The 17,771-nt window shown below is 66.2% G+C and carries 17 protein-coding genes; 7 read left to right on the forward strand and 10 right to left on the reverse strand.

Annotated elements, in window-relative coordinates; all coding sequences use genetic code 11:
• Positions 1 to 51: 51 nt before the first annotated feature.
• From BM382_RS15810 to BM382_RS15830, 5 genes are read right to left on the reverse strand one after another with little or no spacing between them, the layout of a single operon-like run.
• Positions 52 to 303 carry a hypothetical protein gene (locus BM382_RS15810; protein WP_011059813.1) on the reverse strand — a complete coding sequence of 84 codons (252 nt, stop codon included), beginning with the start codon at positions 301 to 303 and terminating at the stop codon, positions 52 to 54.
• A 5-nt stretch (positions 304 to 308) separates the two neighbouring features.
• Positions 309 to 1,442 (reverse strand): acyl-CoA dehydrogenase family protein, encoded by a 1,134-nt coding sequence (locus BM382_RS15815; RefSeq protein WP_011059814.1) that lies wholly within the window; start codon positions 1,440 to 1,442, stop codon positions 309 to 311.
• A gap of 10 nt (positions 1,443 to 1,452) precedes the next feature.
• On the reverse strand, positions 1,453 to 2,640 hold the full coding sequence (locus tag BM382_RS15820; RefSeq protein WP_011059815.1) for an acyl-CoA dehydrogenase family protein: 1,188 nt from the start codon (positions 2,638 to 2,640) through the stop codon (positions 1,453 to 1,455).
• A gap of 10 nt (positions 2,641 to 2,650) precedes the next feature.
• Positions 2,651 to 3,832, reverse strand: a complete 1,182-nt coding sequence (locus BM382_RS15825; protein WP_015634539.1) for an acetyl-CoA C-acyltransferase — start codon at positions 3,830 to 3,832, stop codon at positions 2,651 to 2,653.
• Between the two features lie 17 nt (positions 3,833 to 3,849).
• Positions 3,850 to 5,970, reverse strand: a complete 2,121-nt coding sequence (locus tag BM382_RS15830) for a 3-hydroxyacyl-CoA dehydrogenase NAD-binding domain-containing protein (protein ID WP_072443270.1) — start codon at positions 5,968 to 5,970, stop codon at positions 3,850 to 3,852.
• Positions 5,971 to 6,267: 297 nt separating this feature from the next.
• On the opposite strand from BM382_RS15830, the gene BM382_RS15835 reads away from it, so the two are divergent.
• The 7 genes from BM382_RS15835 (at position 6,268) to BM382_RS15865 (ending at position 13,095) form a co-directional block, all read left to right on the forward strand.
• Positions 6,268 to 6,984 (forward strand): GntR family transcriptional regulator, encoded by a 717-nt coding sequence (locus tag BM382_RS15835; RefSeq protein WP_011059818.1) that lies wholly within the window; start codon positions 6,268 to 6,270, stop codon positions 6,982 to 6,984.
• A complete protein-coding gene (locus BM382_RS15840) occupies positions 6,981 to 7,769 on the forward strand; it encodes an SDR family oxidoreductase (RefSeq protein ID WP_011059819.1) in 789 nt (262 codons plus the stop codon). The genes BM382_RS15835 and BM382_RS15840 overlap by 4 nt, the downstream gene beginning before the upstream one ends.
• Positions 7,770 to 7,868: 99 nt before the next feature.
• Positions 7,869 to 8,801 carry a 3,5-dioxohexanoate:acetyl-CoA acetone transferase gene (locus tag BM382_RS15845; protein ID WP_011059820.1) on the forward strand — a complete coding sequence of 311 codons (933 nt, stop codon included), beginning with the start codon at positions 7,869 to 7,871 and terminating at the stop codon, positions 8,799 to 8,801.
• A 66-nt stretch (positions 8,802 to 8,867) separates the two neighbouring features.
• Positions 8,868 to 10,202, forward strand: coding sequence for an MFS transporter (locus tag BM382_RS15850; protein WP_041752004.1), 1,335 nt, complete (start codon positions 8,868 to 8,870; stop codon positions 10,200 to 10,202).
• A 99-nt stretch (positions 10,203 to 10,301) separates the two neighbouring features.
• On the forward strand, positions 10,302 to 11,222 hold the full coding sequence (locus BM382_RS15855; protein WP_072443273.1) for a LysR substrate-binding domain-containing protein: 921 nt from the start codon (positions 10,302 to 10,304) through the stop codon (positions 11,220 to 11,222).
• Between the two features lie 237 nt (positions 11,223 to 11,459).
• Positions 11,460 to 12,647 carry a low temperature requirement protein A gene (locus BM382_RS15860; protein WP_015634542.1) on the forward strand — a complete coding sequence of 396 codons (1,188 nt, stop codon included), beginning with the start codon at positions 11,460 to 11,462 and terminating at the stop codon, positions 12,645 to 12,647.
• An 82-nt stretch (positions 12,648 to 12,729) separates the two neighbouring features.
• A complete protein-coding gene (locus tag BM382_RS15865) occupies positions 12,730 to 13,095 on the forward strand; it encodes a 5-carboxymethyl-2-hydroxymuconate Delta-isomerase (RefSeq protein ID WP_011059824.1) in 366 nt (121 codons plus the stop codon).
• Positions 13,096 to 13,098: 3 nt separating this feature from the next.
• On the opposite strand, the gene BM382_RS15870 is transcribed toward BM382_RS15865, so the two are convergent.
• The 5 genes from BM382_RS15870 to BM382_RS15890 all read right to left on the reverse strand — a co-directional run bounded on the left by BM382_RS15870 (position 13,099) and on the right by BM382_RS15890 (position 17,702).
• Complete coding sequence (locus BM382_RS15870; protein WP_041752006.1) at positions 13,099 to 14,037, reverse strand: LysR family transcriptional regulator; 939 nt, start codon at positions 14,035 to 14,037, stop codon at positions 13,099 to 13,101.
• Positions 14,038 to 14,217: 180 nt separating this feature from the next.
• Positions 14,218 to 15,126: a DMT family transporter gene (locus tag BM382_RS15875; RefSeq protein WP_072443275.1), complete on the reverse strand. Its 909-nt coding sequence runs from the start codon at positions 15,124 to 15,126 to the stop codon at positions 14,218 to 14,220.
• 16 nt (positions 15,127 to 15,142) lie between these two features.
• Positions 15,143 to 16,327, reverse strand: coding sequence for a cyanate transporter (locus BM382_RS15880; RefSeq protein WP_072443277.1), 1,185 nt, complete (start codon positions 16,325 to 16,327; stop codon positions 15,143 to 15,145).
• 208 nt (positions 16,328 to 16,535) lie between these two features.
• Entirely contained in the window at positions 16,536 to 17,006 is a 471-nt protein-coding gene (gene cynS / locus BM382_RS15885; RefSeq protein ID WP_011059828.1) for a cyanase, read from the reverse strand.
• A 36-nt stretch (positions 17,007 to 17,042) separates the two neighbouring features.
• The gene (locus BM382_RS15890) at positions 17,043 to 17,702 is read right to left on the reverse strand and encodes a carbonic anhydrase (protein WP_011059829.1); all 660 of its coding nucleotides are present in this window, start codon (positions 17,700 to 17,702) and stop codon (positions 17,043 to 17,045) included.
• Between the last annotated feature and the right edge of the window lie 69 nt (positions 17,703 to 17,771).

The raw sequence follows: 17,771 nt of genomic DNA on the forward strand, positions 1-17,771 counted from the left end.
AAGTGGGAAGGGGAGGCTGCCGGCAATGGCCGGCAGCGTCGTTTTCGCGATCTACCAGATCTTGTGGATGAGGCTCAGGGCGTGGCCGCGGTAGGCCAGGTTCTCCATGACCTCCAGGTAGCGGTTGTCGACCTCGGCCACGCCCTTGCCTGGCGCCGCGCTGATGCGGCGCCAGGCTTGGCTTGGGTTCAGCAGGGGGGATTGAGCGCAGCGTCGGGCAGCGCGCTGCGCACCGGGCAAGGAAGGCGGCGACACCTGCTGCCCTTGCGACAGGCCCAGGTGGCCGCCCGGGCCGCGATTCATGGGGCCTATTGCTTGCCGAGGGCGATGTAGCGTTGCAGGTGGTGATCCTCGTCCCCCAACTGATGGTCGATCATCACCAGCCGCTTGGCGTAATGGGCCAGGGGCAGCTCCCAGGTCATGCCGATGCCGCCGTGCAACTGGATGCATTCTTGCGCCACCAGGGTGCCGATGCGGCCGATGCTGACCTTGGCCGCTGACAGCGCGCGCTCGCGGTCCAGGCGATCGGCCTCCAGGGCCGAGGCGGCATTGATCACCGCCGAGCGCGCTTGTTCGATCTCCAGCAGCAGCACCGCCATGCGATGTTGCAGTGCCTGGAAACTGCCGATCGGGCGGCCGAACTGCTGGCGGGTGCGCAGGTAATCCAGGGTGGCCACTTTGGCCACTTCCATGGCGCCCAGGGCTTCGGCGCACAACGCCAGCACGCCGCGGCCAATGGCCCGCTCCAGGGTGGCATGGCCCTGGTGCAAGGTGCCCAGCAGGGCAGAGCCCGGCACAAGCAGCTGGTTCAGGCGCACCTGCGCCACGGGGCCGCCATCGAGGGTGGCGCTGCTGCGGATCTCCAGGCCCGGGGTGTCCCTGGGCACCAGGAACAGCGAAATGCCCTGGCTGTCGTCAATGGCTCCGGCGGTGCGGGCCGACACCACCAGCAACCCGGCCTGCTCGCCGTGCAGCACCAGGCTCTTGGTGCCATCCAGGCACCAGCCCCCGGCCTGGGGTTCGGCGCGGCAGGCGACCCGGTTGAGTTCGTAGTGGCTGTCGGGTTCGTCATGGGCCAGGGCGGCGATCAGGCTGCCGTCGATGATCTGCGCCAGCTCGATCTTCTGCGTTTCGCTACCGGCGCTGGCGATGGCGTCCCCGGCCAGCACCGCGCTGCCCAGCAGCGGTTCCACCAGCAGCCCGCGGCCCACGGCCTCGAAGACCAGGGCCAGGTCGAAGCCACCGCCGCCGTAGCCACCGTCGGCTTCGCTGAACAGGGCGCCGATCACCCCCATCTCTGCCAGCTGCTGCCAGATCCCGGAGTTGAAACCCTGGCCTGACTGCAGGCTCTGCTGGCGTTTTTCCAGGTTGTAGTGCTGGGCGATAAAGCGGTTCAAGCTGTCGCCGAGCATGCGCCGTTCTGCGCTGTGTTCGAAATTCATGTGCGCCCCCTCAGAGCCCGAGAATCATTTTCGAAATGATGTTTTTCTGGATTTCATTGGAGCCGCCGAAGATCGACAGCTTGCGATTGTTGAAGTACTGCGCCGCCGCGCTACTGGCGAAGGCCGGGCCCAGATCCATCGCCCCGGTGTCGCCTGCGTCCTGCATGACCCGGGCGGCGGGGCCCATGGCCCGGCGCAGCAGAGCGGTGAGCTCCTGGCGGATTTCCGTGCCGCAGATCTTCAGCATCGAGCTTTCCGCGCCGGGCGCGCCGCCACCGGCCACCGCTGCGATCACCCGCAGGTTGGTGGTCTTCATGTTCTCAAGGTCGATCTCGACCCGGGCCAGGCGTGCAGCGAACTGCGGGTCTTCCAGCAGCGGCCGGCCATTGCGGGTGCGCTGTGCTGCCACGCGCTTGAGGCGTTGCAGCGCGGCCATGGACAAGCCGACCCCGGCAATGTTGGTGCGCTCGTAGGTCAACAGGTACTTGGCACAGGTCCAGCCCTTGTTTTCCTCGCCCACCAGGTTGGCCACCGGCACCCGCACGTCGGTGAAAAACACCTCGTTGATCTCGTGGTCGCCTTCCAGGGTGATGATCGGACGCACCTCGACCCCGGGGCTGGCCATGTCGATCAGCAGGAAGCTGATGCCTTCCTGGGGCTTGGCCTCGCGGTCGGTGCGCACCAGGCAGAAAATCATGTTGGCGTGCTGGCCCAGGGTGGTCCAGGTCTTCTGGCCGTTGACCACATAGTGATCGCCGTCGCGCACCGCCGTGGTCTTGACCGCCGCCAGGTCCGAGCCGGCACCGGGTTCCGAATAGCCCTGGCACCACCAGTGGCGGCCGTCGAGGATGCGCGGCAGCCAGTAGTCCTGCTGCTGTGGGGTGCCGTACTTGATCAGCACCGGGCCCAGCATGTTGACCCCGAACGGCACGATGCGCGGCGCGTTGGCCAGGCCGCATTCGAGTTCGAAGATGAATTTCTCCACGGCGCTCCAGCCCGGCCCGCCAAAGGCCTCGGGCCAGTGGTTGGCCAGCCAGCCGCGGGTGTTGAGGGTCGAATGCCAATGCTCCATGTCGGCCTTGGACAGGCGTTCGCCATTGGCCACCTTGTCACTCAGTTCGCTGGGCAAGTGTTCGGCGAGGAAGGCCTGCACCTGATTGCGGAAGGCTTCTTCTTGGGGGGTGAAACTCAGGTCCATGTCGGCGTCCTCAATAGATTTCGAACAGCGCGGCGGCGCCCATGCCGCCGGCAATGCACATGCTGACCACGGCGTACTTGACCCCGCGGCGCCGACCTTCGAGCAGCACATGGCCGGCCAGGCGCGCACCAGTCATGCCGAACGGGTGGCCGAGGGCGATGGCCCCGCCGTTGACGTTCAGGCATTCATCGGCGATGCCCAGCCGCTGCTGGCAATAGAGCGCCTGGGAGGCGAAGGCTTCGTTGAGTTCCCAGAGGCCGATGTCGTCCACCTTGAGGCCGTGCCGGGCCAGCAGCCGGGGTACGGCGAACACCGGGCCGATGCCCATTTCGTCGGGTTCGCAACCGGCCACCGCCATGCCACGGAACACGCCCAGCGGTTGCAGGTTGGCGCGGGCCGCTTCACGGGCCTCCATCAGTACGCAGGCCGAGGCGCCGTCGGACAGTTGCGAGGCGTTGCCGGCGCTGATGAAGCGCTGTGGGCCCAGCACCGGTTCCAGTTTGGCCAGGGCCTCGTAAGTGCTCCCCGGGCGGTTGCAGGTGTCGGCGTCCACCGTGACCTGGTGCTGGCTGACCTCGCCGCTCTGCTTGTCGGTCACGGCCATGGTGGTGGTGCAGGGAATGATTTCCTCGCGGTAGTGCCCGGCCCGTTGCGCCGCTTCGGTCTTGTGCTGGCTGCGCAGCGAGAAACGGTCCTGGGCCTCGCGGCTGATGCCGTAGCGCGCGGCGACGATGTCCGCGGTCTCGATCATCGGCAGGAACAGCTCCGGCTTGTGCTGCACAAGCCAGGGATCGAGGTCCGGGTCGTCGCTGCCGCGGCCGCGGATCTGCGAGATGCTTTCCACGCCACCGGCAATGATGGCGGGGGCGCCATCGACCACGATACGCCCGGCGGCCATGGCGATGGCCTGCAAGCCGGAGGCGCAGAAGCGGTTCACCGTGGTGCCGGCGATGCCGATGGGCAGGCCGGCGCGGACCACCGCCAGGCGCGCGACGTTGCGCCCGGTGGTGCCTTCGCCGTAGCCACAACCGAGGATGGCGTCCTCGATCAGCCCCGGGTCGATGCCGGCCCGTTCCACGGCGGCGCGTACCGCGAAAGCGGCGAGGGTCGGGCCGGGAGTGATGTTGAATTCGCCGCGGTGGGCCTTCGTCAGGGGCGTGCGTGCGGTGGATACGATGACGGCTTCGCGCATGGCGCGTGCTCCTTGAGTCAATGGCTGTGGTTGAGGCTGTCGAAGTTCTCGCCGCGCTCCACCAACTGCTCCAGCAGTGGCGAGGCTTTCCAGAACAGCGGGTCTTGTTCGGCGAATTCGCGGATGTCCGCCAGCACCTGGGGCAGGCCGTACTGGTCGGCGTACTTGAGCGGGCCACCGCGATAGCGCGGGAAGCCGTAGCCATGGATAAAGGTGATGTCCACATCCAGGGGGCGCAGGGCGATGCCTTCGTGCACCACGTTGGCGCCTTCGTTGATCATCGCCGCCATGTAGCGCCGCAGGATCTCCGGGTTGCCGAAGGGGCGGGGCGTGATGCCGGCCCGGGCCCGCTCGGCGTCGATGATGGCCAGGACTTCCGGGTCCTGGGTGGCGTTGCGCGGGCCCTGGGCATAGAGGTAGTAGCCACGGCCGGTCTTGTGTCCGAACCAGCCGCGCTCGCACAGGCGGTCGGCAATCTGCACGTAGCGCGCGTCGGGATTGCGGGTGGCGGCCTTGCGTTTGCGCGTCGCCCAGCCGATGTCGCCGCCGGCCAGGTCGGCCACCTGGAAGGGCCCCATGGGGAAGCCGAAGTCGCGCAGGGCCTGGTCGATCTGATAGGGCGAAGCGCCGTCCTCCATCATGTAGTCCGCCGCCTGGCGGTAGACCGCGAGGATCCGGTTGCCGATGAAACCATCGCAGACCCCGGCACGCACCGGCACCTTGCGCAGTTTCTTCGCCAGTTCGAAGGCCGTGGCCACCACGTCCGGTGCGACCTTGGCCGGGACCACGATCTCCAGCAGCTTCATGATGTTGGCGGGGGAGAAGAAGTGCAGCCCGATGACATCGGCAGGCCGCGAGACGCTGTCGGCGATGGCGTTGAGGTCCAGGTAGGAGGTGTTGCTGGCCAGTACCGCGCCAGGTTTGCACACCCGGTCCAGTTCCTTGAACACCGCCTGCTTGGCGGCCATGTCCTCGAACACCGCCTCGATCACCAGGTCGGCCCGGGCCAGGTCCTGGTAGTCCAGGCTGGCGCGGAAGCGGGCCAGGGTCGCGGCCTTGCCGGCGGCATCCAGGCGGCCTTTTTCGATCAGCCCGTCATAGACCTTCTCGACGTTGCCCCGGCCGCGGTCCAGGGCCTGCTGGTCGCGCTCGATCATGGTGACCTGCAGGCCGGCGTCGAGGGCCGAGACAGCGATGCCGGCGCCCATGGTGCCGCCGCCGACCACGGCCACCTGTTCGATGGGGCGAGGCTGGGCGATGCGGGTTTCCGGGGCCTTGAGCACTTCGCGCTCGGCGAAAAAGGCGTGTACCAGCCCGGCACGCTGCGGGCTGTCGAGGCATTCCTGGAACAGCCGGCGTTCTTCCTCCAGGCCTTGATCGAAGGGCCGGTCAAGGGCCGCCTCGACCGCACGAATGATGTTCTGCGGCGACAGCAGGCCCTTGGCCTTGTGCGTGAGCTGTTCGCGGGCGGCGTTGATCTGTTCGCGTTGCAGATGCTGATCGCCCAGGGCCCGGGCGTCCCGGGTGCGCCGCACGCCGGCATGGCTGTCCACCAGCTCGCGGGCATAGGCCAGGCCGGCAGCCAGGGCATCCTCACCCTCCGCCAGGCGGTCCACCACCCCCAGGTCGAGGGCCTCCCGGGCATTCAGGTGACGGCCGCTGAGCATCAGTTCCAGGGCCGCCCGGGCACCGATCAGGCGTGGCAGGCGCTGAGTGCCACCGGCCCCGGGCAGCAGGCCGAGCAGCACTTCCGGCAGGCCGAGGCGGGCGCTGCCCAGGGCCAGGCGGTAGTGGGCCGCCAGGGCCACTTCCAGGCCGCCTCCCAGTGCCACGCCCTGGATGGCCGCCACCACCGGTTTGGCGCTGTCCTCGATGCGCTTGACCACCGCTGGCAATGCCGGGGCCTGGGGCGCCTGGCCGAATTCGCGAATATCGGCGCCGCCACAGAAGTGGCGCCCGGCGCCGACCAGCAGGATGGCGGCCACCGTCGGATCGTCGGCGGCGCTGTCCATGGCGGCCAGCAGCCCGCGCCTGACCTCCACGCCAAGGGCGTTCACCGGCGGGTTGTCGAGGGTAAGGACCAGGATGTTGCCGTGCAGGGCGGATGCCACAGAGGGCTGGGCGGTGTCGCGACTCATTGCAGCAGTCTCCGGAGGAAAGGGCAGCGTGAGGCCGATGGTTGCCCAGGGGGCTCCGGGCGCTGAACGGAAATCAGGATTGGATTCCGCTGTTTGAATCGGCTGGTGAAAATAATCCTGTCATCAATAAATTAGTGGGTCAATACGGAATGATATTTCGCAGTGCGGAATAAAAAGATTCTTTTTACTTGATTTAAGCCCTTGATTGCTTCAGAGACGTGAGGATGAATATTTGACATATTTGATTTGTGATCACATATTGCTGCCCACAAGAATCACAACACAGGTGTCCCCCCCATGTCCGAAGGTCCTATCCCCCTGCCTACCTTGCGTCAGGTTTCTCGCGATACCTTGCAGGAACAGGTGTATCGACAGATTCGCGAAGCCTTGATGAGTGGCCGATTCCAGCCCGGCCAGAAACTGACCATTCGTGGCCTGGCCGAAGCCCTGGGTTCCAGCCCGATGCCGGTGCGCGAAGCCCTGCAGCGCTTGAGTGCGGAAAATGCCTTCGAGGTCACGGAAACCTCCCGCCTGCGGGTACGCATGATGACGGTGGAGCGCCTGCGGGAAATCCGTGATGCACGGGTGGCCCTGGAGGGGCTGCTGGCGGAAAAGGCCGTGCAGCATCTGCACAAGGCCGATATGCAGGAGATCGCCGATCTCTGCCGGCAGATGCAAAAGGCCGCCGACGAGGTGGATGTCTCCCGCTACCTGTGGACCAACTTCGCTTTCCACCGGCGCATCTATGCGGTGGCCCGGGCCGAACTGACCATGGCCGCCGTGGAGAACTTCTGGCTGCACATGGGCCCCTGCTTCGCCCTGGTGGCGCCGGACAAGGCCCACCTGCAACGTTCCATGGAAGCCCACAACCGAATCGTCGAGGCCCTGGTCGCCGGCGATGGCCCGGCGGCGCGAGCAGCGGTCACCGACGACATCATGCAGGCGGCGGATTCCCTGGGCCGCCTGCTGGCCAAGAGCGACGGTGCAGCACAGCGTAAAGGAGGCCGGGCATGAGCATCCTTCAGCGTTTGCAGCCTTATCCGGGCTTGCGGGTGATGATTTCCGGTGGCGCGGCGGGCATCGGTGAAGTGCTGGCCGCTGCCTACCTTGAAGCCGGCGCCCAGGTGCATGTGTGCGATGTCAGTGAAGCGGCCCTGGCGGCCTTTCGCGATCGCTACCCCGAGGCCCTGGCAACCCGTACCGATGTCGCCGACCCGGCACAGATCGAAGCCTTGTTCAAGCTTCAGGTGCAGCACTTCGGTGGCCTCGATGTGCTGGTCAACAACGCCGGCATTGCCGGGCCGACCGCGGGCATCGATGCCGTCAGCGATGCCGACTGGCAGCGCACCATCGATATCAACCTGACCGCGCAATACCGCTTCGCCCACCACGCGGTGCCCCTGCTCAAGGCCTCGGACAAGGCCCACCTGCTGCACATCGCCTCCGTGGCCGGGCGCCTGGGCTACGCCTGGCGCACGCCCTATGCCGCTACCAAATGGGCGATTGTCGGGTTGATGAAGTCTTTGGCGGCGGAGCTGGGTGCCAGCGATATCCGGGTCAACGCGCTGTTGCCGGGGATAGTCGAGGGGCCGCGGATGGAGGCGGTGATCCAGGCCCGGGCCGAACAGACCGGGGTACCGGTGGCGCAGATGCGCGAGCAGTACCTGGAGAAGATCTCCCTCAAGCGCATGGTCAGTGCCGAAGACGTGGCGGCCATGGCGCTGTTCCTCTGTTCGCCGGCGGCATGCAACGTCACCGGCCAGGCGATCAGCGTCGACGGCAACGTCGAATACCTCTAGCTCCCGCCGGCCGGCCGCGCCGGCGAGGACCGCCGGCGCTGAAACCTGTAGCGACACCCTGGGATTTTTTTCATCAAGAATAAAAGTCGGAGTACCGTCATGCCTGGAAAAACACCCGTCATCATCACTTGCGCCGTTACCGGTGCCATTCATACCCCGTCCATGTCACCCCACCTGCCGGTCACGGCCGGGGAGATCGCCGCCGAGGCCATCGCCGCCGCGGAGGCCGGGGCGGCCATCGTCCACCTGCACGCCCGGGACCCGGAGGACGGCCGGCCGAGCCAGGACCCCGAGCTGTTCCGGCGCTTCCTGCCGCAGATCAAGGCCGCCTGCGACGTGGTGATCAACCTCACCACCGGCGGCGCGCCGACCATGGGTGTCGAGGAGCGCCTGCAACCGGTGCTGGAGTTCAAGCCGGAACTGGCCTCGCTGAACATGGGCTCGATGAACTTCGGCCTGTACGAAATGCTCAACCGCTTCACCGAGTTCAAGCACGACTGGGAGCGGCCGTACCTGGAGGAAAGCGACGACCGGATTTTCCGCAATACCTTCCGCGATATCGCCCATATCCTCAGTGCCTGTGCCGAGAACCGCACGCGCTTCGAGATCGAGTGCTACGACATCGGCCACCTCTACACCGCTGCGCATTTCCTGGAGCGCGGCCTGCTCAAGGCGCCGCTGTTCATCCAGTCGGTGTTCGGCCTGCGGGGCGGCATCGGCGGCCACCCCGAGGACCTGGCACACATGCGCCGCACCGCTGACCGGCTGTTCGGCGATGCCTATCACTGGTCGATCCTCGGCGCCGGGCGCAACCAGATTCCCCTGGCGACCATGGGCCTGGCCATGGGCAGCCATGCCCGGGTCGGCCTGGAGGACTCGCTGTGGGACGGCCCCGGCAAGCTGGCGGCGAGCAACGCCGACCAGGTACGACGCATCCGCAGCGTCATCGAGGCCCTGGGCGGCCGGGTGGCGACGGCGGACGAAGCCCGCACCCTGCTCGGGCTCAAGGGGCGCGATCAGGTCGCGTTCTAAGCCCCGCAGGCCCGCTGCCGGCGCCTTCCGGGCGCTGGCGATCCCGCATAACAATTACAAAGGGATATGCCCATGAACACTGCAACCGCCGCGCCGCCCCGGGACCCGCAACAACTGACCCGGCTGATGTTCCTCAAGCTGATGCCGCTGCTGATCGCGGCCTATGTCCTGAGTTTTCTCGACCGCACCAATATCGCCCTGGCCAAGCATCAGCTGGATGTGGACCTGGGGATTTCCGCTGCGGCCTACGGGCTGGGGGCCGGATTGTTCTTCCTCACCTATGCGCTGTCCGAAGTGCCGAGCAACCTGATCATGCACAAGGTCGGCGCGCGCTTCTGGATCGCCCGGATCATGGTGACCTGGGGGCTGATCTCCGCCGCCATGGCTTTCGTCCAGGGCGAGACCTCCTTCTATGTGCTGCGCCTGCTGCTGGGGATCGCCGAGGCCGGGCTGTTTCCCGGGGTCATGCTGTACCTGACCTACTGGTTCGACCGCCAGCAGCGGGCCCGGGCCACCGGCTATTTCCTGCTGGGGGTGTGCCTGGCCAATATCATTGGCGGCCCGCTGGGCGCGGCGCTGATGAAGATGGACGGCCTTTTGGGCTGGCACGGCTGGCAGTGGATGTTCCTGCTCGAAGGCCTGCCGGCGGTGTTCTTCGCCTGGGTGGTATGGCGGCGCCTGCCGGACCGCCCGAGCCGTGCTCCCTGGCTGAGCGCCGAGGAAGCGGCGGCCATCGAACAGCGCCTGGCCCGGGAAGCCGACGAGGGCGCGGGGCAGGGCGGGCACTCGTTCCGGCAATGCTTCACGCCACAGATCCTGCTGGCGATCTTTGTCTACTTCTGCCATCAGATCACCATCTACACCGTGATCTTTTTCCTCCCCAGCATCATCGGCAAGTACGGCAACCTGAGCATCATGAGCGTTGGCCTTTTGACCTCGCTGCCCTGGATCGCCGCAGCCGTCGGGGCTATCGCCTTGCCCCGGCTGGCCAACAGCCCGCAACGCTCGCGGCGCCTGCTGGTCTGTGGCTTGCTGGTGATGGCGGCGGGGCTGTCGATCGCGGCGTTTTCCGGGCCGGTGTTCAGCCTGCTGGGGTTCTGCGTGGCGGCGCTGATGTTCTTCGTGGTGCAGTCGATCATCTTCCTGTACCCGGCTTCACGGCTCAAAGGCGCGGCGTTGGCGGGTGGCCTGGGCTTCGTCAATTCCTGCGGGCTGCTGGGCGGTTTTGTCGGCCCTTCGGTGATGGGCGCGATCGAGATGAGCACCGGCAATGCCATGAATGGCCTCAAGGTGATTGCCCTGGTGCTGCTGGTGGCGGCATTGGCGGCCCTGCGTTTGCGCCAGGGCCAGGAGGACCGCTGTGAGCAAAGGGCGAGTGGGCTGGCGAGAAACTCCGCCTGAGGTCTGCCCGGGGTTGGCGTCGCTTGGCAGATCTTGCCTGGACGCCAGCCCTCCGGCCTTTCTACACTGCTTCCCGTCTGGGGACCGGGGGCAACATCAATGAATCGCAATGAACTGCGCAAGGCCGATATCAACCTGATGGTGGTGTTCGAGGCGCTGATGCTCGAGCGCAATGTCACCCGGGTGGCGGAGAAGCTGTTCCTCGGCCAGCCCACCATCAGTTCCGCGCTCAACCGCCTGCGGGCGATGTTCAACGACCCGCTGTTCATTCGCGTCGGCCATCGCATGGAGCCCACGGCTCGTGCCGAGCAGATCATCCAGCACCTGTCGCCGGCCCTGGACGCGCTGTCCTCGGCCCTGAGCCTGACCCACGATTTCGATCCCGCCAGCAGCACCATGACCTTTCGCATCGGCCTGTCCGACGACGTCGAGTTCGGCCTGCTGCCCCCCCTGCTGCGGGCCCTGCGCCAGGAAGCGCCGCAAGTGGTGGTCGTGGTGCAGCACGTGGACTACTGGCGGATTCCCGACCTGCTGGCGTCCGGCGATATCACCGTGGGCATCAGCCAGACCCGCGGCCTGCCGGCCAACGCCAAGCGCAAGCTGCTGCGGCATATCCAGCCCAGCGTGCTGCGGGCCGATGCCAGCGATACACCGCTGACCCTCGATGAGTACTGCGCGCGGCCCCATGTGCTGGTGTCCCACACCGCCAATGTCGCCGGCTTCGCCGATGAGTGGCTGGCGGAGATCGGCCGCACCCGCCAGGTCGTGTTGTCGGTGCCCCAGTACAGCTCGCTGCCGGCCCTGCTCGCCGGCACCAAGCTGATTGCCAGCCTGCCCGACTATGCCGCCGCCGCCATGGCCGCCTCGGGGCAGCTGTGCTGCGAGCCGTTTCCGTTCAAGACCCCGACCCTGGACCTGTCCATGGTCTGGCTCAGCCATGTGGACACCGACCCCGCCGAACGCTGGCTGCGCTCGCGGCTGGAAGCCTTCATGAGCGAGCGGGCGCCCCTCGCGAGCTAATCGTGCCTTGCAGCCGCTGCCGCAGGCTGCGATGGACCGCGCAGCGGGACCCAAACCTGCCCATGCGGTATGCCTGGCGGATCGGGTGGGGGCCTTGCCAGTCCTGCGGACCGGGTCGCAGCCTGCGGCAGCGGCTACAGCGGCGCAGTGAACGGAGGCCGCCAGCTTGGCATAGGCACAGGCGGCTGCTTTGCTGTGTGGATCGTCTGTTGAAACATTGATCGGTGGAGTGTGCCCATGAGTCGTTCCCGTTCCCTGTTGCGTGGGCGTGGCAGCCACGACAGCGGCAAGGTTGGCATGGTCGAGCTGTTCTTCGACCTGGTGTTCGTGTTTGCCGTGACCCAACTGTCCCACTCCCTGCTGGCTCATCTGTCCCTGGGCGGAGCGCTGCAGGTGGCGTTGCTGATGGTGGCGGTGTGGTGGGTGTGGATCTTCACCTCGTGGATCACCAACTGGCTGGACCCGGAAGCCCTGCCGATCCGTCTCGGCCTGTTCGTGCTGATGGTGGCCGGGTTGCTGCTGTCGTCGTCGATTCCCCAGGCCTTCGGCGAGCGTGGGCTGCTGTTCGCCGGCGCCTATGTGTTCATGCAGGTGGGGCGTACCGCCTATTCACTGTGGGCAGTGCGCGGCGAGCCGCTGAACATGACCCGCAACTTCCAGCGGATCCTCTTGTGGCTGATGTTCTCGGGCGTTTTCTGGATCACCGGTGGCCTGCTCGAAGGCCCGCAGCGCCTGGCGTGCTGGGGGCTGGCCCTGGCCATCGAGGTGCTGTCGCCGTCGCTGTATTTCTGGGTGCCGGGGCTCGGCCGCTCGACCCTGGAAGACTGGAATGTCGAAGGCAACCACATGGCCGAGCGCTGCGCTCTGTTCGTGATCATCGCCCTGGGTGAATCCCTGCTGGTCACCGGCGCCACCTTCGCCGAGCTGGCCACCAGTGCCGAAGGGGTACTGGCTTTCGTGGTGGCGGTGCTGGGCAGCATTGCCATGTGGTGGGTGTATTTCGACAGCGGCGCCGAGCGTGCCCACCACCGCATCGCCCACTCCAGCGACCCGGGGCGCCAGGCGCGTATTGCCTACACCTACCTGCATGTGCTGATCGTCGCCGGGATCATCGTCAGTGCGGTGGCCGACGAACTGGTGCTGGTGCACCCGCAGCATGCCAGCCAGGCCGCGGTGCTGGTGATCGTCGGCGGCCCCTGGCTGTTCCTGCTCGGTTGCGCGCTGTTCAAGTGGGTGATGAACGAGCGGCCGTTGCCGCCGCTGTCGCACCTGGCCGGGCTCGCGGCCTTGCTGCTGTTGTTGCCTGCGGCCTGGAACCAGTGGTTTTCCGCCCTGGCGCTGGGCAGCCTGACCACCCTGGTGATGCTGCTGGTGGCGGCCTGGGAAACCCTGGCCCTGCGGGAAAGGGCGGCGTCCAGGCAATGAGGCTAACGGCTACTGCGGCGGCGTGGGGCGGGTTGTGTAGTATGGAGCGCCTTTTTACCCCTGACTGACCGGGAGCTTTGCCATGCCGCACCTGCATATGGAATACACCGCCAACCTGCCGCAACTGGACGTCGACAAGGCGCTGCTGCGACTCAATCATGGGCTGGTGGCGTCCGGGCAGTTCTCCGACGAGTTCGACATCAAGAGCCGCGCAGTCAAGGTCGAAGCGTTCCGGGTCGGCACCGGGATTGGCGAGCGCGGCTTTGTCCACGTCAAGCTGGCCTTGCTCAGCGGCCGTTCGCCAGAGGTCAAGAAGCAGTTGTCCGAGAGCCTGCTGGCGGTGTTGCAGGATCTGGCGCCATGGCCGGCGGATGTCCAGGTGCAACTGTGCGTGGAGATCGTCGATATCGACCGCGCGTCCTACAGCAAGGCCGCCGTCGGCCGCTGAGGATCAGGCCAGCCCCTGCTCGGCGCAGACCTTGACTATCTGTTCACGGAACCAGGTCTGCGCGCTGTCCTGATCGGTGTGCTGGCTCCACTGCATGTCCAGGCTGAATCCCGGCAGGCCGCTGGGGGCCTCGCAATGGTTGAACACTGCCTCGTTGGCCAGCAGTGCCTGGATGCGCCGGGGCAGGGTGAGGAGGAAGTCGGTGCCGGTGATCATCTTCAGCGCTGCGCTGTAGCTGTTGGAGCGGGCGACGATCTGCCGCTTGTGGGCCTGGCGCGCCAGCCAGCCGTCCACCATGTTGCTGTCCGACGTCCAGGGCGTGGGAAACACGTGCCGCCGCTCGATGAACGACTGCAGGCTGAAGCGCGGTTCCCTGGGCGGGGTCGCACGCTTGTCGAAGACACACACCAGGTCGTCCTCCAGCAGCATCTGCGACTTGAAGTCGGCGTGGCGGCGATGGAAGTCGGGCCCGAAACAGATCACCAGGTCGACGCTGCCATCGCGCAGGTCCTCGGCGGGAATATCACTTTCCAGCTTCTGCACGTTGACTGTCACCGGCAGGTCGGCGTAGTCGAAGCCCTTGAGCAGGCGCGGCAGGATCAACAGCTCGAAGTATTCCGGGGCACAGAGGTTGAAGGTCACGGCCTGGCGGGTCGGGTCGAAGGCCGGCACACCGCTGTGGCACAGGTTGATGCTCTCCAGGATCCTCAGCACGTGGTTGTACATGCTGGTGGCCTTGTAGGTCGGGCGCATGCCGGTGCGGGTGTTGATGAACAGTTCGTCCTCGAAGCCGTTGCGCAGTTTCTTCAGGCAGTAGCTGACGGTCGACTGGCTGACGCAGAGGGTTTCCGAAACCCCGGTGACACTGCTTTGCTCGTACACCGCGATAAAGACCATGAGGTCCTGCATGTCGAGTTTTCTGAGCACATTGCTGATGAGCATCCGTTCCATCCCGCTGAGCACCTGGCGCCGGTGGCGCGCAAACCGGATCGATGCTAGCGGAACGATCGTCCTAATTAAATGCCCGGGGCGGGGATTCGCGGACAGCATCGGGACATAAATGTCCGATAACACGACCTGCGCAGTTTCGCGCACTGCAATGGTGCTTGTCCCGGGTAAATTTCAGGCCGCCGCGGCTGTCGGGCGGCTGCCGCGCACCAGGCCGAGCATGCCCAGGGCCACCAGCAGGGCACCGAGCATTTCTGTCAACTGTGGCCCCTGGCCCAGCCACAACCAGTGGAACAGCGTGAGGAACAGGGTGCTCAGGTAGATGTAGGAAATCACCGTGGACGGGGCGATGACGCCGATGGCCCGATGCAGCAGCCAGAAGGTTGCCAGGGTGGCGAACAGCGCCAGGTACAGCAGCCACAGCAGGTCGTTGCCGCGCAGTAGCGCGGCACTGCGCCAGCCGCCACTGGCCAGGCTGGCGACAAACAGGAACAGCGATCCGAACAGCATGTTCCAGAAGGTCATGGCCGCCGGGCTGCGCCCTTGCAGGCTGCCGGCCTTGAAGCGCTGGCTCAGCGGCGAGTAGGCGGCCATGGCCAGGCAGCCCAGGGCGTAGATACCCATGGCGTACAGCGACGGCAATTGCCCTGGCGCGCCGCCCTTGAGGATCAGCAGCAGCGCCCCGGCCCCCGCCACCAGCATCGGCAGCAGGCGGCGCCGCTGGCCGCTGCCAGGCAGCAGCCAGGCTTCGAACACCAGGGTCAGGAGCGGCACCAGGGTGAACAGGGTCCCGGTGTTGACCGCCGAGGTATAGCGCAGGGCTTCGAACAGCGAACCGAAATACAGCGCCAGCAGCAGGCCCAGCAGCCCATGGGCGCGCAAGCCGGCCAGGGTCATGGGCGCCGAACCCTTGAGCCACAACAGAGGCACGAACATCAGCGCCGAGAACAACAGGCGCAGGGCGGTCAGCAGCACCGGGTCGATGGCCTGGCTGACCTCGGCGGCGGCAAAGAATGAAGCGGCAATCAGCACCGCCCACAGCAGCATGCCGAGGTTGGCCTGGGTGAAGTTCACTGGGTTCATGATGGCCTCTCCCGGCTCAGCGGATGTGCTGGCGGTAATGCTTCGGATCGAAGCGCAGCACCATGAGGATCATCACCAGCATCACCGCGGCCAGTGACCACCAGGCCCATTCGAAGCTGCCCAGCTGGTCGCGGATCATGCCCGCCAGCAACGGCGACATCCCGGCAATCAGGTAGCCGATGCCCTGCACGAAAGCGGTCAGGCCACCGGCGCGGCGCGGGTCGCTGAGGTGGTCCAGGGAGACGATCAGGCTCATGGGAAACAGCCCGCCGATTCCCAGGCCCAGCAGGCACGGCCACAGCAGGCTGAGGTGTTTGGGGCTGAGGATCAGGCCGCAGAAGCCGGCGATGATCAGTACCAGCAGGGCCACCAGCACCAGGCGCCGGTCCTGGCTGCGGTTGGCGATGGCCGGGGTGACCAGCCCGGAAATCACTTCCATGGCGGTGAGAAAGCCCAGTAACAGGCCCGCGTTCTGCTCGCTCCAGCCGTTCTCCACGTAGTAGGGCGCCAGCCATGCCAGCACGCAGGTGTAGGAAGCGGTGCCGAGGCCGAAGAACACCGCCAGCAGCCAGGCCCGGCGATTACCGGCAAAGGACTCCCGTGCTCCACCTTTGCCCGGCAGCCTGGGCAGGGCCGCGCGCTGGGCGTACCAGAACACCAGGGCCAGCAGCGCCAGGGCGGCCCAGATCGCCAGGGCCAGGCGCCAACTGCCACTGTGGTTCATCACCAGGGGCGAGAACGACGCGGCCAGCGCTGCACCGCCCATGATCGAGGTGACGTACAGGCCCATGAACAACGAGACATTGTCGGCAAAGCGCGACTTGATCAGCGCCGGCAGCAGTGCCTGGATCAGGGCGATGCCGATGCCGGCCAGCACCGCGCTGAGAATCAGCTCGGCCGCCGAGTCCATGAACAGCCGCGAGACCGTGGCCAGGCCGATGACCAGCAGCGACAGGACCACGGTGCGGTGCTCGCCCAGGCGCTGGCTGATGCCCATGCCGAAGAACATCGCCAGGCCCATGGCCATGACCGGCAGCATGGTCAGCAGGGAAGCCAGGCTGAAGCTCAAGGGGATATCGCCACGAATGCCCGACAGCAGCGGGCCGACGGCGGCCATCGACGGACGCAGATTGAGCGCCACCAGAATCACACTGACCATCAGCCAGAGTGCGGGGCGGGAAGTTGCACGAACGTTTTCCATGGTCGGACCTTCAACAAACAAGGACCCGATTAGGCGGCTCGGTCTGGAGTGGGGGCAAATCAGAAAGTCCGCGGTGTTATTTAAAAACTAAATAACACCGCGGACCTGTAGCCGCTGCCGCAGGCTGCGATCCGGGCCGCAGGGCCGCAAACCGGACGATACGCACGCCCGGCAGGCACCTACCGCTGAAGCAACCTGCAACCCGGGGTCAGAACGGCTTGGTCGGCAGGTACTTGCCGTCCAGGGTGATCACTGCGCGGGAACCGCCTTCCGGATCTTCGACCTTCTTGATGTCCAGCTTGAAGTTGATGGCGCTGATGATGCCGTCGCCGAACTGCTCGTGGACCAGGGCCTTGAGGGTCGAACCGTAGACCTGGAGCATTTCATAGAAGCGATACACGGTCGGGTCGGTGGGGATGCCGCCGGCGATGCTGCCGCGCAGGGGAATGCTCTGCAGCAGGCGGCTGGCGTCCTGGTCCAGGCCCAGCTTGTCGCACACCAGGTCGGCGGCGGTGGCCGGCAGGGCGTGCTGGCCCAGCAGGGCGGCGGTGACGAAAGCCAGGCTCAGCCCGGTGCCGTCGGTGAGGTCCTGCCACGACAGGTTCTTGCGCGCCTTGGCGTCGATGATGGTGTCGGCCAGGGCCAGGCGTGGAGCTTGGGCGAATTGGGATTGCAGCATGGGGTGACTCCTCTTGAGTGACGAAACGGGGGCTGCTCAGGCAGCGCTGGAAGCTTGGCTGGCCAGGGCACAGGTGTGCGGGTACTCGGCCAGGGAGACGAAACGCTGGGTGTTGCCGTCGAGGGCGACGATGGCGCCGCTCTCGATGTCATAGACCCAGCCATGCAGGTTGAGCCGGCCCTGTTCCAGGGCCAGGGCCACCGAAGGATGGGTCTTGAGGTTGGCCAGTTGGGCGATCACGTTGTCGCGCACCAGGGCGTCCAGGTGCTCGGCGGGCGAGGCGTGCTGGCGGGCGGCATTGATCACCTTGGCCGACTCGGCATGGCGCAGCCAGTTGGCCACGGCGGGCAGGTGGTCGAGGCACTTGCAGGTGGAAATGGCGGTCATCGCGCCGCAGTCGGAGTGGCCGCAGATGACGATGTCGCTCACCCCCAGCACTGCCACCGCGTATTCCACGGTGGCCGATACGCCGCCCGGCTCGGGGCCATAGCTGGGCACGATGTTGCCGGCGTTGCGGATCACGAACAGGTCGCCGGGCTCTTGCTGGGTCAGCAGTTCGGGCACCACCCGGCTGTCGGAGCAGGTGACGAACAGGGTGCCGGGGTTCTGGGTGCTGGCCAGTTGCTTGAACAGTTCACTGCGTTGGGGAAAGGCTTCGCGCTGGAACTTGAGGAAGCCGTCGATGATGTTCTGCATGGGGTTCTCCTTGCGTCGCTGATGGGGCAAGGATGGAAGTTTTCAGCTATAGCGTCCAAGACCGGCTTA

The sequence above is a fragment of the Pseudomonas sp. NFPP25 genome (assembly GCF_900116505.1).
Taxonomy (GTDB): domain Bacteria; phylum Pseudomonadota; class Gammaproteobacteria; order Pseudomonadales; family Pseudomonadaceae; genus Aquipseudomonas; species Aquipseudomonas protegens.

Excerpts from the sequence above, each read along its gene's own strand:
- BM382_RS15810 (WP_011059813.1), bottom strand. The coding sequence starts at position 303 with ATGAATCGCGGCCCGGGCGGCCACCTGGGCCTGTCGCAAGGGCAGCAG.
- cynS (WP_011059828.1), bottom strand. The coding sequence starts at position 17,006 with ATGCTGCAATCCCAATTCGCCCAAGCTCCACGCCTGGCCCTGGCCGAC.
- BM382_RS15875 (WP_072443275.1), bottom strand. The coding sequence starts at position 15,126 with ATGAACCCAGTGAACTTCACCCAGGCCAACCTCGGCATGCTGCTGTGG.
- BM382_RS15870 (WP_041752006.1), bottom strand. The coding sequence starts at position 14,037 with ATGCTCATCAGCAATGTGCTCAGAAAACTCGACATGCAGGACCTCATG.
- BM382_RS15845 (WP_011059820.1), top strand. The coding sequence starts at position 7,869 with ATGCCTGGAAAAACACCCGTCATCATCACTTGCGCCGTTACCGGTGCC.
- BM382_RS15815 (WP_011059814.1), bottom strand. The coding sequence starts at position 1,442 with ATGAATTTCGAACACAGCGCAGAACGGCGCATGCTCGGCGACAGCTTG.
- BM382_RS15850 (WP_041752004.1), top strand. The coding sequence starts at position 8,868 with ATGCCCATGAACACTGCAACCGCCGCGCCGCCCCGGGACCCGCAACAA.
- BM382_RS15820 (WP_011059815.1), bottom strand. The coding sequence starts at position 2,640 with ATGGACCTGAGTTTCACCCCCCAAGAAGAAGCCTTCCGCAATCAGGTG.
- BM382_RS15840 (WP_011059819.1), top strand. The coding sequence starts at position 6,981 with ATGAGCATCCTTCAGCGTTTGCAGCCTTATCCGGGCTTGCGGGTGATG.
- BM382_RS15830 (WP_072443270.1), bottom strand. The coding sequence starts at position 5,970 with ATGAGTCGCGACACCGCCCAGCCCTCTGTGGCATCCGCCCTGCACGGC.
- BM382_RS15865 (WP_011059824.1), top strand. The coding sequence starts at position 12,730 with ATGCCGCACCTGCATATGGAATACACCGCCAACCTGCCGCAACTGGAC.
- BM382_RS15890 (WP_011059829.1), bottom strand. The coding sequence starts at position 17,702 with ATGCAGAACATCATCGACGGCTTCCTCAAGTTCCAGCGCGAAGCCTTT.
- BM382_RS15860 (WP_015634542.1), top strand. The coding sequence starts at position 11,460 with ATGAGTCGTTCCCGTTCCCTGTTGCGTGGGCGTGGCAGCCACGACAGC.
- BM382_RS15880 (WP_072443277.1), bottom strand. The coding sequence starts at position 16,327 with ATGGAAAACGTTCGTGCAACTTCCCGCCCCGCACTCTGGCTGATGGTC.
- BM382_RS15835 (WP_011059818.1), top strand. The coding sequence starts at position 6,268 with ATGTCCGAAGGTCCTATCCCCCTGCCTACCTTGCGTCAGGTTTCTCGC.
- BM382_RS15855 (WP_072443273.1), top strand. The coding sequence starts at position 10,302 with ATGAATCGCAATGAACTGCGCAAGGCCGATATCAACCTGATGGTGGTG.
- BM382_RS15825 (WP_015634539.1), bottom strand. The coding sequence starts at position 3,832 with ATGCGCGAAGCCGTCATCGTATCCACCGCACGCACGCCCCTGACGAAG.